12 protein-coding genes are annotated in these 15,377 nt (G+C 71.9%); 11 read left to right on the top strand and 1 reads right to left on the bottom strand.

The features are described 5' to 3' along the window. Position 1: 1 nt before the first annotated feature. A complete protein-coding gene (gene ypfJ, locus FK529_RS07880) occupies positions 2-898 on the bottom strand; it encodes a KPN_02809 family neutral zinc metallopeptidase (protein WP_146560428.1) in 897 nt (298 codons plus the stop codon). Between the two features lie 96 nt (positions 899-994). On the opposite strand from ypfJ, the gene aspS reads away from it, so the two are divergent. The 11 genes from aspS (at position 995) to FK529_RS07825 (ending at position 15,365) form a co-directional block, all read left to right on the top strand. Then, the gene (gene aspS, locus FK529_RS07875) at positions 995-2,794 is read left to right on the top strand and encodes an aspartate--tRNA ligase (protein WP_146560655.1); all 1,800 of its coding nucleotides are present in this window, start codon (positions 995-997) and stop codon (positions 2,792-2,794) included. Positions 2,795-2,797: 3 nt separating this feature from the next. Then, a complete protein-coding gene (locus tag FK529_RS07870) occupies positions 2,798-3,730 on the top strand; it encodes a DUF389 domain-containing protein (protein WP_146560427.1) in 933 nt (310 codons plus the stop codon). Further along, positions 3,727-6,192, top strand: a complete 2,466-nt coding sequence (locus FK529_RS07865; RefSeq protein ID WP_158635075.1) for a circularly permuted type 2 ATP-grasp protein — start codon at positions 3,727-3,729, stop codon at positions 6,190-6,192. Before FK529_RS07870 ends, FK529_RS07865 begins: the two co-directional genes overlap by 4 nt. Continuing rightward, entirely contained in the window at positions 6,183-7,100 is a 918-nt protein-coding gene (locus tag FK529_RS07860; RefSeq protein ID WP_146560425.1) for a transglutaminase family protein, read from the top strand. The genes FK529_RS07865 and FK529_RS07860 overlap by 10 nt, the downstream gene beginning before the upstream one ends. Before the next feature lie 15 nt (positions 7,101-7,115). Continuing rightward, a complete protein-coding gene (locus FK529_RS07855; protein ID WP_146560424.1) occupies positions 7,116-8,222 on the top strand; it encodes a hypothetical protein in 1,107 nt (368 codons plus the stop codon). Positions 8,223-8,247: 25 nt separating this feature from the next. Further along, the gene (locus FK529_RS07850) at positions 8,248-9,618 is read left to right on the top strand and encodes a replication-associated recombination protein A (RefSeq protein WP_146560423.1); all 1,371 of its coding nucleotides are present in this window, start codon (positions 8,248-8,250) and stop codon (positions 9,616-9,618) included. A gap of 111 nt (positions 9,619-9,729) precedes the next feature. Continuing rightward, on the top strand, positions 9,730-12,402 hold the full coding sequence (gene alaS / locus FK529_RS07845) for an alanine--tRNA ligase (protein ID WP_146560422.1): 2,673 nt from the start codon (positions 9,730-9,732) through the stop codon (positions 12,400-12,402). 2 nt (positions 12,403-12,404) lie between these two features. Next, complete coding sequence (ruvX, locus tag FK529_RS07840; protein WP_146560421.1) at positions 12,405-12,893, top strand: Holliday junction resolvase RuvX; 489 nt, start codon at positions 12,405-12,407, stop codon at positions 12,891-12,893. Further along, the gene (locus FK529_RS07835) at positions 12,890-14,146 is read left to right on the top strand and encodes an endolytic transglycosylase MltG (RefSeq protein ID WP_158635074.1); all 1,257 of its coding nucleotides are present in this window, start codon (positions 12,890-12,892) and stop codon (positions 14,144-14,146) included. Before ruvX ends, FK529_RS07835 begins: the two co-directional genes overlap by 4 nt. After that, a complete protein-coding gene (locus tag FK529_RS07830; protein WP_146560654.1) occupies positions 14,134-14,958 on the top strand; it encodes a shikimate dehydrogenase in 825 nt (274 codons plus the stop codon). Before FK529_RS07835 ends, FK529_RS07830 begins: the two co-directional genes overlap by 13 nt. Continuing rightward, entirely contained in the window at positions 14,955-15,365 is a 411-nt protein-coding gene (locus tag FK529_RS07825) for an acyl-CoA thioesterase (protein WP_146560419.1), read from the top strand. The genes FK529_RS07830 and FK529_RS07825 overlap by 4 nt, the downstream gene beginning before the upstream one ends. Positions 15,366-15,377: the final 12 nt, after the last annotated feature.

Below are 15,377 nucleotides of genomic sequence, written 5' to 3'. Positions count from 1 at the left end.
GTCAGATGGTGCCGGTGAAGGTGTTGCACTGCTGCGGGTCGCCGGTCTTGTAGCCCTGCGAGAACCACTTGACGCGCTGCGCCGAGGTGCCGTGCGAGAAGGACTCGGGGTTGACGTTGCGCCCCGCGTTGCGCTGGATCGTGTCGTCGCCGATGGCCTGCGCCGACTGAATGGCGCCGTTGATGTCGTCCTGGGTCAGCGGCTTGAGCATCGCCCCGTCCCCCTTGTCGGCCTTCGAGGCCCACACGCCGGCGTAGCAATCCGCTTGCAGCTCGACCCGCACGGAGCCGCCCTGGGAGCCCGAGCCCTGCTGGGCCTTGCTGATGTCGCCGAGCAGCGTCTGGATGTGGTGGCCCCACTCGTGGGCGACGATGTACTCCTGGGAGAAGGCCGCGTTGGACCCGCCCATCTTCTTGATGACGCGGTCCATGAAGTCCAGCTGGAAGACCGCGACATTGTCGGCCGGGCAGTAGAACGGACCGGTGTCCGCGCCGGCGACGCCGCAGCCGGTGTTGATGGCCGCCGCGTCGGTGGGCATGATCTTCAGCGCCGACGGCTTCTTGTAGCCGCGCACCAGGGTCGCCCACACCTTGTCCAGGGAGTTGGACGTCGCGACGATGCGGCAGGTGGTGTTCTTGTTCGCGTCTGCACCGGTCCTGCAGGCGGCGATATCGCGGTTCACCTGTTCCTGACCTGCAGATGCACCCTGCGCGGCACCCTGTTGGCTCGGCTGCTGTGGCACGCCGCCGGTACTGCCGGTGAGGAAGTAGATGATCAAACCGATCACGACGGTGCCGATGCCACCACCGCCGATCACCATGCCACGCCCCATCCCGCCGCCGCCGCCACCGGCGCTGGCCGAACTGTTGTCGATGGAGCTGTCGTCCCGGAAGGTCATGTGCAACAGCATTCCATGAGACGGGTGTCTGTGGGGGCAACAGTTCCCCGTAGCATGTCCAGCGTCGAGTTTTCGCTGTCGAAAGGACACCTGAACGTGCTGCGCACCCACCTGGCCGGATCGTTGCGTGCGGAGGATGCCGGCACCGTCGTCACCCTCGCGGGCTGGGTAGCGCGGCGGCGTGACCACGGCGGAGTGATCTTCATCGACCTGCGCGACAGCTCCGGCGTCGCCCAGGTCGTCTTCCGCGAGTCGGACGTCGCCGAGGCGGCGCACCGTCTTCGCTCCGAGTACTGCGTGCTGGTGACCGGCACCGTCGAGAAGCGCCCCGAGGGCAGCGAGAACCCGAACCTGCCCTCCGGCGCGATCGAGGTCAACGTCACCGAGCTCACCGTGCTCAACGAGTCGGCGCCGCTGCCCTTCCAGCTCGACGAGGAGCCCGGCGAGGAGGCGCGACTGAAGTACCGCTACCTGGACCTGCGCCGCGAGGGCCCAGCTGCCGCGATCAAACTGCGGAGCCAGGCGAACGCCGTGGCGCGCAACATCCTCGCGTTGAACGACTTCACCGAGATCGAGACGCCGACGCTCACCCGTTCCACCCCGGAGGGCGCCCGCGACTTCCTGGTTCCCGCGCGCCTGCGCCCCGGCACCTTCTACGCGCTCCCGCAGAGCCCGCAGCTGTTCAAGCAGTTGCTCATGGTCGCGGGCCTGGAGCGGTACTACCAGATCGCGCGCTGCTACCGGGACGAGGACTTCCGTGCCGACCGGCAGCCCGAGTTCACCCAGCTCGACATCGAGATGAGCTTCGTGGATCAGGAGGACGTGATCGCGCTCGGCGAGCAGATCGTCACGGCGCTCTGGTCGCTGATCGGTCACGAGATCTCCACGCCGATCCCGCGCCTGACCTACGCGGAGGCCATGCGCCGCTTCGGCTCGGACAAGCCCGACCTGCGGTTCGGCCTCGAACTGGTCGAGTGCACCGAGTACTTCAAGGACACCCCGTTCCGCGTCTTCCAGGCGCCGTACGTCGGCGCGGTCGTCATGCCCGGCGGGGCGAGCCAGCCGCGCCGCCAGCTCGACGCCTGGCAGGAGTGGGCCAAGCAGCGCGGCGCCCGCGGCCTCGCGTACGTGCTGATCGGCGAGGACGGCGAGCTGACCGGCCCCGTCGCCAAGAACCTCTCGGACGACGAGCGCGCCGGCCTCGCCGCGCACGTGCACGCGGAACCCGGCGACTGCGTCTTCTTCGCCGCCGGCCCCACCAAGACGATGCGCGCCCTGCTCGGCGCGGCCCGCGGCGAGATCGCCGACAAGCTGGGCCTGATCAAGGAGGGGGACTGGGCCTTCACCTGGGTCGTCGACGCCCCGCTGTTCGAGCCCGCCGACGATGCCACCGCCTCGGGTGACGTGGCCGTGGGCGACGGTGCCTGGACCGCAGTCCACCACGCCTTCACCAGCCCCAAGCCGGAGTCGATCGACACCTTCGACACCGACCCGGGCAGTGCCCTGGCCTACGCCTACGACATCGTGTGCAACGGCAATGAGATCGGCGGCGGTTCGATCCGTATCCACCGCAAGGACGTCCAGGAGCGCGTCTTCGCGATCATGGGCATCGACGAGGAGCAGGCCCGCGAGAAGTTCGGCTTCCTGCTCGACGCCTTCGCCTACGGCGCCCCGCCGCACGGCGGCATCGCCTTCGGGTGGGACCGCGTGGTCTCCCTGCTCGCCGGCGCGCCGTCGATCCGCGAGGTCATCGCCTTTCCCAAGTCCGGCGGCGGCGTCGACCCGCTCACCGACGCGCCCGCGGCCATCACCGTTCAGCAGCGCCGCGAGTCGGGCATGGACGCCACGCCGAAGCGGCCCGAGAAGGCTGCCGACCAGGGCGCCGAGCAGAAGTAGCCCGTGCGCCACATCCGGGTGATCAGCCCTCCCGACCGGACCGACGCGGTGCTCGCGCTGTTCCGGTCGCGGCCGGGCGTCACGCACATCACGCTGGCGCCCGCGTCCGCGATCGTCCCGGCCGGCGACGTGGTCGGCGCCGACGTGACCCGCGAGGCCGCGCACCGCGTCCTGCAGGGTCTGGAGGAGCTGCGCATACCCGGCGCCGGCGCCGTCACGGTCTCGTCAGTCGACACCGTGCTCTCGGACGCCGCGGAGGCGGCCGAGAAGGCGGTGCCCGGCGACCCGTCGGACGCCGTGGTCTGGGAGGAGCTCACCGCCCGGACCCGCGAGGAGTCGACGCTCAACGCGACCTTCCTGGCCTTCCTGGTGCTCGCGGTGCTCCTGGCCGCCATCGGCGTGGTGACGAACTCGCCGGTCACGGTGGTCGGAGCGATGGTCGTCGGCCCCGAGTTCGGGCCGCTCGCCGCGATCGCGGTGGCGCTGGCGACCCGTCGCCTGAGCTTCGCGGTCCGCCCGGTGATCGCGCTGTCCGTCGGCTTCCCCGTGGCGATGCTGTGCACCTGGCTGGGAGCGGAGGCGGCGCTCGCCGCCGGCCTGTTCACCGCCGACGTCCTCGACTCCGCCGGCCAAGTCGACTTCATCTACCGCGTCGGCCCGTTCTCGCTCATCGTCGCGCTGCTCGCGGGTGCCGCGGGCATGATCTCGCTGGTCACCGCCAAATCGGCCGCGCTCGTCGGCGTCTTCATCTCGGTGACGACGGTGCCCGCCGCCGGCTACGCCGTGGTCGCCGCGACGGTCGGGGCGTGGCAGCGCGCCGCCGAATCGACGGGGCAGCTCGCGATCAACCTCGTCGGCATCGTCATCGCGGGGGTCCTGGTGCTGGTGCTGCGGCCCGCGGCGTGGCGCGACCTGCGCGAGCAGGTGGGCCTGTGAGCATCGACGCGCTCCACGACCTCGACGCGGCAGGCCTGCGGCGCCTCACCGCGCGGGTGCGCGGCCTCATCGACGACGAGGGCATCACGTACAACGCGCTCGACGCCCTCCCCCCGGCGCGCGATCCCGTCGACCCCGCCGAGCCGGGCCCGTGGCGGCTCGACCCCCTGCCGGTGCTCTTCGGCGCGGAGGAATGGGATGTGCTCGCGCGCGGCGTCGCGCAGCGCTCGCTGCTGCTCGACGCGGTGCTCAAGGACTTCTACGGCGACCAGCGCACCCTGCGCAGTGGGACCGTTCCGCCCGAGCTGCTGTTCGCGCATCCCGGCTTCATCCGGCGGGCGGTCGGCGTCCCGCCGCCGGGACCGCGCTCCCTGTTCCTGCACGGCGTCGACCTCGGCGAGGCCGCCGGCGACGAGGTCACCGGGTACGTCGCCGTCGCGGACCGCACCCAGGCACCGTCGGGCGTGGGCTATGCACTCGCCGACCGCCGGGTGACGTCCCGCGCCCTGCCGCGCGAGCTCCGCTCGGAGACGCCGCGGCCCGTCGCCTCGTTCGCGGCGGCGCTGCGCGTCCAGTTGCTCGAGGCCGCGCCGCCCGGGGTCGACGATCCGACAGTCGTCGTGCTCAGCCCCGGCTCCCTGTCCGAAACCGCCTTCGACCAGGCCTATCTGGCGTCCGTGCTCGGCTTCCCACTCGTCGAGGCGCCCGACCTCACGGTGCGCGACGGGGGCGTGTTCATGCGCTCGCTCGGCCGGATGAAACGCGTCCACGTGATCCTGCGCCGCGTCGATTCCGAGTTCTCGGACCCGCTCGACCTGCGCACCGACTCCCAGCTCGGGGTGGTCGGCCTCGTGGAGATGATGACCCGCGGGGCGGTCACGGTCGTCAACACCCTCGGCTCGGGCGTACTCGAGAACCCGGCCCTGCACGCCTACCTGCCGCGACTGTGCCGCGACCTGCTCGACGAGGACCTGCTGCTGCCGTCCACACCGACGCTGTACGCCGCGACGCCGGCCGGGCGCGCCGCGATCGACGGTCCGCTCGACGACCGGCTCGTGCTGAACTTCGCCACCGGTGAGCGCTTCGCCGGCGCGGAGCTCGCCGCTGCGCGGGCCGACGAGCTGCGGCAGCGGATCGCCGCCGATCCGACGGTCTGGTGTGTGAAGACCCTCGTGCCCTTCACCGGTCGTCCGGCCGTCGACAGCGGCGTCGTCGTCGCGCGCGGTTTCGCGCTGCGCGCCTTCGCGCTCGCGCAGGAGTCCGGTTACACCGTGCTGCCGGGCGGGCTCGGTCAGGTGCTGGTCGACGGTGCCGACGGCGCACTGCTGCACTCGTCGGCCGCCCGCGACGTGTGGGTGCCGACGCCCGAGCACCTGCGGTCCCCCGTCCGGGTGGCGACCGCACCCCGGTCGGGCCGGGTCGGCGCCGCCGCCAGCGGACCCGTCGCGACGCCGCGCGTCCTCTCGGACCAGTTCTGGATCGGCCGGTACGCCGAGCGCGCCGAGGCCACCGTCCGGGTGCTGTCGACGGCCCACGACCGGAGTCGCGAGTTCCGGCACCGCCCGTGGCAGGCCGGCGCCGACGTGCTGCAGCCGCTGCTCGACGCGGTGGTCGCGGCCACGGTGACCGACCAGTTGGGGCGGATCGTCGTGGAGGGCACCGAGCACAGCGACGTGCTCGCGCGGCTGCGCCGCCTCACTCTCGACGTCGACGTGCCGGGCAGCGTCGCGCACTCGGGCGTGCGACTGCGGGCGTGCCTGCGGGCCGTCCGCGACCAGATGTCCACCGACACGTGGCTCGTGATCGGCGGCGCAGAGCGCTCGCTCGGCCGGCTCGCCGCCGACCCCGACGACGCGGGGGAGCAGCTCGATCAGACCCTCGGCGAGGTACTGGTCTCGCTGCTGGCGTTCGCGGGCCTCGGCCGGGAATCGCTGGTCCAGGACCCGGCCTGGCTCATGATGGACGCCGGCCGGCGCATCGAGCGGGCGCTGCAGCTCACCGCGGTGACGCGGGCGATGGTGGTCCCGGAGAATCCTGCCGAGATCGAGGCCGGCCTGCTCGACGCCTACCTCGTGACCTGCGAGTCCGCCGTCACCTACCGACGCCGACACCGCGCGGTGCTGCGCGTGGGCTCCGTCGTGGACCTGATGTTCCTCGACGCCACCAATCCCCGGTCGCTCGTCGCCGCGCTCACGGCGCTCTCCGCCGACCTGGCGCACCTGCCCGACGAGTTGCGCAGCGCGACGTGCGAGCGCACCGTCGGCGAGGTCCTGGCGCGGTTGGGACGGTTCGATCTGGACGACGCCGAGACGATCGTCGACGGGCGGCGGTCCGAGATCGAGGGGCTGCTCGACGCCGTCGACGAGGGGGTGCGCGAGGTCTCGGACGTGCTCGAACGCACGCGGTTCGCGCCACCCGCCACCGCCCGTCCGATCTGGGTGGGGGTGCAGTCGTGGGGCTGAGCTTCTCCCGGCGCACCGAGGACTCCCGGTCGCGCCGCTACCGCGTGGTGCACGAGACCACCTATTCCTACGACGCTGAGGTCACCTCCAGTTACGGGCGCTGCTACCTCACGCCGCGCGAACTCGCCGACCAGCGGGTCGACGAGCACGCCATCACCGTCGGGCCCGAGCCGTCGGACCGCTCCGAGGGCGTCGACGCCTACGGCAACACGGACACCTACTTCCACGTGACCACGCCCCACACCCGGCTCCTGGTGCGCGGCGAGTCCGTCGTCGAGGTCGATCCGCTGGACCGCGCGATCACCGACGAGGGGCCGGCGCTCGCGCCCTGGGAGCTGGCCCGGCCCGTCGGCGAGGCGGGAGCGCTGGCCGTGCAGTACCGCCTCGACCAGCGGCCGCCCGAGATCGACGACGCCGTGCGCGCCTACGCCGATGCGATCTTCACCCCCGGGAAGCCGCTGGTGGAGGCAGTCGAGGAGCTGACCACCCGGATCTACACGGACTTCGCCTACCGGTCGGGAGCGACGAACGTCTCGACCCGGGTCGGCACCGTCATGGAGCGGCGCGAGGGCGTCTGCCAGGACTTCGCGCGCGTCGCCATCGCCTGCCTGCGGTCCAAGGGCCTCGCCGCACGGTACGTCTCCGGCTACCTCGCCACCGAGCCGCCGCCCGGCCGGGACCGGGTCGTCGGCGCCGGCGCGACCCATGCCTGGGCCGCGGTGTGGCTGCCGGGCGATGCGTGGCTGCCCTTCGATCCGACGAACAACAAGTTCGTCGACGAGCGGCACGTGACCGTCGCGTGGGGACGCGATTACGAGGACGTTCCGCCCCTGCGCGGCGTCATCTACACCGAATCGAAGGGTTCGAAGATCCATGTCTCCGTGGACGTCGCGCCCCTGCCCGACTGAGGTAGATTGGACGTGATGGTCACCGCGCTGGGGTACGAGACGACGAGGGCGGCTCTCACCGCAGTGGAGGGCCTGCTGGGCCGCCGGGTCGGCGCCACCGTCGAACTGGGCGAACCCGAGGATCTGGGTGGCTCCGGCCGCACCCTCGTGATGCGCGTGCGGGTGCTGCACAACAACCCGCTGCTGCCCCGGTCCGTCGTCATCAAGCAGCTGCGCGCCGCCGACCACACCGACAAGGATCACTCCGAGGCCTTCGCCCGCGAAGGTGCGGCCTACAAGTTCGCCACCTCGCTGCCCGTCGACGCGCGCCCCGGCCCGCAGCTCCTCGCGTCCGACGCGGAGCAGCGGATCCTCGTGCTGCAGGACCTCGGCGAGGGCGAGACGATGGGGGACCTGCTGCGGCGCACCCCCTCGTCCGGCGCCGCGACCGTCGTCTCCGCGTGGGCCCAGGCCCTGGGCCGCATGCACGCCGGCACCTACGGCCGCGAGCGGGACCTGTCCGTTCTCGCCCGCCTCGAGCACACCGACTCCCGCAACGACCCCGTCGCCGGGGAGGCGGCGCGCGCCGCCGAGGCCGTGCCGGCCGCGGTGGGAGGTGTCGGGGAGGCGGCCCGCGCCGTGCTCGACGCCGCGGTCGCCCTGTTCACCGAGGGGCCGTTCCGGGCCTTCAGCCCGTCCGACGTCGGGCCCGACAACACCCATGTCGTGGGCGGCGCGGTCCGCTTCCTCGACTACGAGTGGGCCGGCTTCCGCGACGGCGCGTTGGACGTGGCCTACGTGCTGCTGACCTACCCGGGATGCATCGAGGGCGGCCACGACCCCGACTTGGACGTCGCGATCGTGGAGGCCTGGCGCTCCGAGGTCGTGCGCCTGTGGCCCCGGCTCGCCGACGACGTGGCGCTGCGCCGCCACGTGACCACCGCGAAGCTGGCGTGGCTCACGCTCGCCACCTACTGGGCGCTCGGCCTCGACTCGGCCAGTCGCATCGATGCCGGCCACCTCGACAGCTTGCCGGCCTGGTCCCACGACGACCTTGCCACCCGCTGGGATCGGCTGGCCGCCGCCGATCCGCGCGTGCGCGACTTCGCGGTCGCGGCCGCGGCCGAGGTCCGGGCACTGTGACCCGCCCCGCGGAGGTCCGCGCCCGGTGACCGGGTCCCTGTTCGGCGACGACGGGGACCTCGGAGCGCCGGCCGAAGTACCTCCGTCCCGCGGGCCGGTCGAGTTCGTCCCCACCCACGCGGGCACCCCGCTCGCCGTCCGCATGCGTCCCCGCGATCTCGACGAGGTCCTCGGCCAGGAACACCTGCTCGGCCCCGGGACGCCGTTGCGCCGCCTCATCGACGGCGCCGGCGCGGCCAGCGTGATCCTCTACGGCCCGCCCGGCACCGGCAAGACGACGATCGCCTCGCTCATCTCCGGCGCGACGGGACGCCGGTTCGAGGCACTGTCCGCCCTCTCGGCGGGCGTGAAGGACGTGCGGGCCGTCATCGAGCTGGCGCGCCGCCGCCTCCTCGTCGAGGAGCAGACGGTGCTCTTCATCGACGAGGTGCACCGGTTCTCCAAGGCGCAGCAGGACGCGCTGCTCGCGGCCGTCGAGAACCGGGTGGTGCTGCTCGTCGCGGCGACCACGGAGAATCCCAGCTTCTCGGTGGTCTCGCCGCTGCTCTCCCGTTCGCTCATCCTGCAGCTGCGGCCCCTCGAGCCGGCGCACATCTCGGAGCTCATCGACCGGGCGCTGTCGGACCCGCGGGGCTACGACGGTGCGCTCACCATCGCCGACGAGGCCCGCGAGCACCTGGTCCGGCTCGCCGGCGGCGACGCCCGGCGCTCGCTCACGGCGCTCGAGGCCGCCGCCGACGTGACGCTGGGGGAGGGGGACGACGAGATCACCCTCGAGGCCGTCGAGTCCAGCATCGACACCGCCGCCGTCCGCTACGACCGGGCGGGCGATCAGCACTACGACGTGATCAGCGCCTTCATCAAGTCGATCCGCGGTTCCGACGTCGACGCCGCGCTCCATTACCTGGCCCGGATGATCTCGGCGGGCGAGGACCCTCGGTTCATCGCGCGACGGCTCGTGGTGCACGCCTCGGAGGACATCGGGATGGCCGACCCGCAGGCCCTGCTCGTCGCGTCCGCCGCCGCGCAGGCTGTCCAACTCATCGGCATGCCGGAGGCGCGGCTGGCCCTGGCGCAGGCCACCATCCACCTGGCGTCGGCGCCCAAGTCCGACGGGGTCGTCGCGGCGATCGGCGCCGCAATGGGCGACGTGGCCGCGGGCAAGGCCGGCGCGGTGCCGCCGCATCTGCGCGACGGCCACTACGCCGGCGCCGAGAAGCTGGGCAATGCGCAGGGCTACGTCTATCCGCACCACGTACCCGGCGGTGTCGCAGCGCAGCAGTACCCGCCGGACGACCTGGTGGGCGTCGACTACTACACCCCCACCGACCACGGCTTCGAGCGCGAGATCGGCCCGCGGGTCACGCGCCTGCGCGGGATACTCAGGCGGAAGTAACGGGCACCGCGTGACCGCGGCCGAGGAAGGTGGGTGCGGGGGCACGAGGCGCGTCGGTAAGGTGGGCGGGTCGCAGTACCGCTCGTAGACACCAGAACACGAAGGATCGTTGTGCAGACCCATGAGATTCGGAAGCGGTTCACGGACCACTTCGTCAAGGCCGGACACGCCCAGGTGCCGAGTGCGTCGCTGGTCCTGAACGACCCGAATCAGCTGTTCGTGATCGCGGGCATGGTGCCCTTCGTGCCCTTCTTCCTGGGTCAGCAGACCCCGCCGTACGACCGCGCCACGTCGATCCAGAAGTGCGTCCGCACGTTGGACATCGAAGAGGTCGGCATCACCACCCGGCACAACACCTTCTTCCAGATGGCCGGCAACTTCAGCTTCGGCGACTACTTCAAGCGCGAGGCCATCCGCCTCGCGTGGTCGCTGCTGACGAACCCGGTCGATGAGGGCGGTTTCGGGATGGACCCCGAGCGCCTGTGGTCGACGGTCTACCTCGACGACGACGAGGCCCGCGACCTGTGGCTCGAGGTCGGCCAGGTGCCCGAGCGGATCCAGCGCCGCGGCATGAAGGACAACTACTGGTCGATGGGAATCCCCGGGCCGGCCGGCCCGTGCTCGGAGATCTTCTACGACCGCGGCCCCGAGTACGGCGCCCCGGGCGGCCCCGAGGCCGACGAGGACCGCTACATCGAGATCTGGAACCTCGTCTTCATGCAGAACGAGCGTGGCCAGGGCGGTGGCAAGGAGAACTTCGAGATCCTCGGCGAGCTGCCGAAGAAGAACATCGACACCGGCATGGGCGTCGAGCGCGTTGCCTTCCTGCTGCAGGGCGTCGACAACGTCTACGACACCGACCTGCTGCGCCCCGTGATCGACCGCGCGCAGGCGCTCACCGGCCAGCGGTACAACGCCGGCGACGCCGAGCACGACCGGCTCTTCCGCGTCATCGCCGACCACACCCGCACCGCCGTCATGCTCATCCAGGACGGCGTCAACCCCGGCAACGACGGCCGCGGCTACGTACTGCGGCGCCTGCTGCGCCGCGTCGTCCGCTCCGCCCGGCTCCTCGGCGCCACCGGCGAGACCATGGGCGAGTTCGTCGACACCGTCGTGTCGACGATGTCGCCGTCGTACCCCGAGCTGGCCGACGACGCGCAGCGCATCCGCACCGTCGCCACCGGCGAGGAGCAGGCCTTCCTCAAGACGTTGGAGCAGGGCACCACGCTGTTCGGCAACGCGGTCGACTCCACCAGGTCCTCCGGGAAGTCGGAGCTCTCGGGCGACGACGCCTTCACGCTGCACGACACCTACGGCTTCCCGATCGACCTGACGCTGGAGATGGCTTCCGAGGCGGGGCTGACCGTCGACGAGGACGGCTTCCGCGCGCTCATGGCGGAGCAGCGCCAGCGCGCCAAGGACGACGCCAACTCGCGCAAGTCCGCGCTCGCCGACCTCTCGGTGTTCCGCGAGTTCCTCGACCGCGGGCCGACCGAGTTCACCGGCTTCGACGAACTCGTCTCCGATGCCCAGGTGCTCGGCCTCATCAAGGACGGCGTCCGCGTGCCCGTCGTGCATCAGGGCGACGACGTGGAGATCGTGCTCGACCGCAGCCCGCTCTACGCGGAGGCCGGCGGCCAGCTCGCCGACATCGGCACCATCACGACGGCGGCCGGGGCCCAGATCGTCGTGACCGACGTGCAACGCGTCGCCAAGACGCTGTGGCGGCACCAGGGCACCGTCGCCGCCGGTGAGGTCTCCGAGGGTGACACGGTGACCGTCGCCGTCGACGCGGGACACCGCCACGGCAGCACGCAGGGCCACTCCGGCACCCACCTCGTGCACGCCGCGCTGCGCCAGGTGCTCGGGCCCAACGCCGTGCAGGCGGGCTCGCTGAACAAGCCCGGCTACCTCCGCTTCGACTTCCGCTGGTCGGGCGGCCTCACCGATGACCAGCGCACCGACATCGAGCGCGTCACCAACGAGGCCGTGCAGGCCGACTACGCCGTGAACACCGAGGTCACCGACCTGGAAACCGCGAAGCAGCGCGGCGCGATGGCACTGTTCGGCGAGAACTACGGGGACCAGGTCCGGGTCGTCGAGATCGGCGGCCCCTTCTCGATGGAGCTGTGCGGCGGCACCCATGTCGCCAGTTCGGGCCTCGTCGGGCCCGTCACCGTGCTCGGCGAGAGCTCCGTCGGCTCCGGCGTGCGGCGCGTCGAGGCGTACGTGGGCCTCGACTCGCAGAAGTACCTCGCCAAGGAGCACGCGCTCGTCTCCGCGTTGTCCAGCTCCCTCAAGGTGCCCTCAGAGGAGGTCCCGGCCCGCGTCGAGTCGCTGGTCACCCGCCTCAAGGACGCCGAGAAGGAGCTCGAGAAGCTGCGTGCGCAGGCGGCCCTGTCGGCGCTGGCCGAGCTCGCCTCGTCACCCGAGCGCGTCGGCGCGGTCCGCCTCGTCGCCGCGAAGGCACCACAGGGCGTCACGGCGGGCGAGCTCCGCGGCCTGGTCACCCAGCTCAAGGGCCGCCTCGGCGCCGAGCCCGCCGTCATCGCCCTGTTCGCGGTGGACGGCGAGAAGGTGCCCTTCGTGGTGGCCGCGAACGACGCCGCGCAGGATCTGGGCGTCAAGGCGGGCGACGTGGTCAAGGCCGCGGCTCCCTCCGTCGGCGGCCGCGGCGGGGGCAAGGCCGATCTGGCGCAGGGCGCCGGTTCGGACGCCTCCGGGATCGACGGGGCCCTGGCCGCGGTGCGGACCGAGGTCGCGCGGACGGTCGGCGCCTGACGGTGAGCGGCGCGGAGCCCGCCTGGGAGCGCGGCCGGCGGCTGGCGCTCGACGTCGGCAAAGCCCGCATCGGAGTCGCCGTCTGCGACCCCGACGGGATCCTCGCGACGCCGGTCGAGACGGTCCGCGCGGCGAAGGACGGATCCGACCTGCGCCGCATCGCGCAACTCGTGGCCGACTACGAGCCCGTGGAGATCGTGATCGGCCTGCCACGCACCCTCCGCGGCGAGCACGGTGCCTCGGCGAAGATGGCCGAGGGCTTCGCGCGGCGGCTCGCCGGGGTGCTGGGTACCACACGGGCAGCGCCACCCCGGGTATGTTTTTTTGATGAGCGCTTCACCACCGTCACCGCGCAGCGTGCGCTGCGCGAGAACGGGGTGCGGGCGAAGGAGCAGCGAGCGGTGATCGATCAAGCCGCCGCAGTGGCCATCCTGCAGGGATGGCTCGACGAACGGAGGCCGGTGTCCGGTCCCGAGGAGGTCGACAAGTGAGCGACGGGTGGAACAACGAGCGCGCCGATCCGGTGGCGATCGGCGGCGAGCGCTCCACCCGCTCGGAGCGCCGCCGCGCCGCGCAGCAGGCGCGGATCAAGCGCCGGCGCCGGGTGGCGCTGCTGTCGCTGATCGTCGTCTTCGCGCTCGTCATCGGAGGCGTGCTGTGGACGGTGCGCGGCTCCCTGCTCGGCGGGGCGTCCTCGCCCGACGACTTCGCCTCCGGCCAGGCCGGCCCCGAGGTGGTGGTCCACATCGTCGGCCAGAACAACTCCGACTTCGCGCAGAACCTCGTCGATGCCGGCGTGGTGAAGTCGGTGGGCGCGTTCAACCAGGCCGCCGGCAACAAGCCGATCTCGGCGGGCTACTACGAGTTGCGCAAGTCGCTGCCCGCGTCGGAGGTCGTCACCATGCTGGTCGACCCGGCGCGCTCGCACCGGGTGGGCATGCTCAACGTGTCGGCCGGCGCGGTCCTCGACGACAAGCGCAGCAACGACAACAAGGTCGCCCAGGGCATCCTCAGTCAGCTCTCCGCGGCGACCGCGCACACCGTCGACGGGGTGAAGAAGCAGACCCCGAAGGCCGAATTCGCCAGGGTGGCCTCCAGTGCGAGCATCGCCGACCTGGGCGTTCCGGAGTGGGCGGCCGCCACCGTCACGCGGCTCAAGGGCGATCACCGCCGCATCGAGGGGCTCATCGCGCCGGGCGTCTGGGATCAGATCGATCCGTCGGGCACCCCGATCGGGATCCTCAAGCAGCTCATCACGGCGTCGGCGAAGCAGTACGAGGCGCAGGGCCTGCTCACTGCGAGCCGCAGCTCGGCGGCGAGGTTGGCCCCCTACCAGGTGCTGGTGTCGGCGTCGATCGTCGAGCGCGAGGTCAACCAGGCCGATGACTACCCGAAGGTCGCCCGCGTGATCCTCAACCGGCTCGCGAAGGACCAGAAGCTGGAGATGGACTCCACGGTCAACTACGGCGAGGCCGTGACCGGCATCGACGTCGCGGGCGAGAAGCTGGTCAAGAAGACCGAGTGGAACACCTACGCCAAGACGGGCCTGCCCGCGACGCCGATCGGCGCCGTCGGCACCGATGCGCTCGTCGCCACCGAGAATCCGACCCCCGGCCCGTGGCTGTACTTCGTCACCGTGGACAGCGCGGGCACCACGTTGTTCACCGACGACTTCGCGCAGCACGAGCGGAACCGGCAGAAGGCGTGCGACACCAAGTTCCTGACGGTGGGCTGCGGGCCGTGACCCGGCGCGCCGCGGTACTCGGCAAGCCGATCGCGCACTCGCTCTCACCCGTCCTGCACAGCGCGGCGTTCGCCGCGTTGGGCCTGGACTGGACCTATGAGCGGATCGAGTGCGACGCGGCGGAGCTGCCCGGCCTCGTCGGCGGCCTCGATCCCGAGTGGGTCGGCGTCTCGGTCACGATGCCGGGGAAGTTCGCGGCGTTGAGGTTCGCCGACGAGCGCACCGAGCGTGCCGTCACCGTCGGCTCCGCCAACACCCTGGTTCGCACGGAGGCGGGCTGGCTCGCCGACTGCACCGACGTCGACGGTGCCGAGGGCCTGCTCGAGGAGTGCGGCGCGACGGGGGAGTCCGCGGCCGTCGTGGGGGCGGGCGGCACTGCCCGGCCGGTGTTCGCGGCCCTTGCCGGCCGGGGCTTCATCCGGACGACGGTGCTCGCCCGCTCGGAAGAGCGAGCGCAGGATGCGCTGGCGTGCGCCGAGGCGTTCGGCCTCGCCGCGTCGTGGGCTCCGCTCACCGCGGCCGCGGTGCCGCCGACCGACGTGGTGGTCTCGACGCTGCCCGGCCCCGCCCAGTCGGACGACTTCGCGCTCATGGACGCGCTGTCTTCGGCGGCACCCGCCGTCGCCGACGTGGCCTACGATCCGTGGCCCACCCTGCTCGTTGCGGCCGCGGAGTCCAAGGGTGCGCGCACCGCCGGCGGATTGACGATGCTGCTGCACCAGGCGTTCCGGCAGGCCGAGTGGTTCACCGGCGAGCCCGCGCCGCGCGCGGCGATGACGGCGGCGCTGGCAGCGGCGAGGGCGGCGGGATGACCGATTTCCGGTACCGCTTCCGGCCGCGGTACTACGAGATCGACCGCCAGGGCGTCCTGTTCAACATGTGGTACCTGGGCTACGTCGACACGGCGATGGGCGATTTCTACGCCGACCGCGGCACCGACTACGAGGCGATGCTCGCCGCGGGCTACGACTGCCAGGTCGTGCACGTCGAGCTCGACTACGCCGCGGGCCTGACCGACGAGCGCGACACGGAGCTCGTCCTTCGGGCCGGAGCGATTGGCACCAAGAGCTTCACCATCGACTTCGTCTTCGTCACCGACCTCGACGCCGACGAGCCCACCGAGGCGGTCGCGGGACGCATCGTGTACGCCGTGATCGCCGCCGACGGATCGGGCTCCATCCCGATCCCCGATGCGCTGCGCGAGGTCCTGCAGTCCTGACACACTGGGTCC

This window comes from Tsukamurella asaccharolytica (genome assembly GCF_007858435.1).
In the GTDB taxonomy this organism is placed as follows: domain Bacteria; phylum Actinomycetota; class Actinomycetes; order Mycobacteriales; family Mycobacteriaceae; genus Tsukamurella; species Tsukamurella asaccharolytica.
The sequence above is the reverse complement of the archived record's forward strand: the minus strand, read 5'-3'. Positions and strand labels throughout refer to the sequence as shown.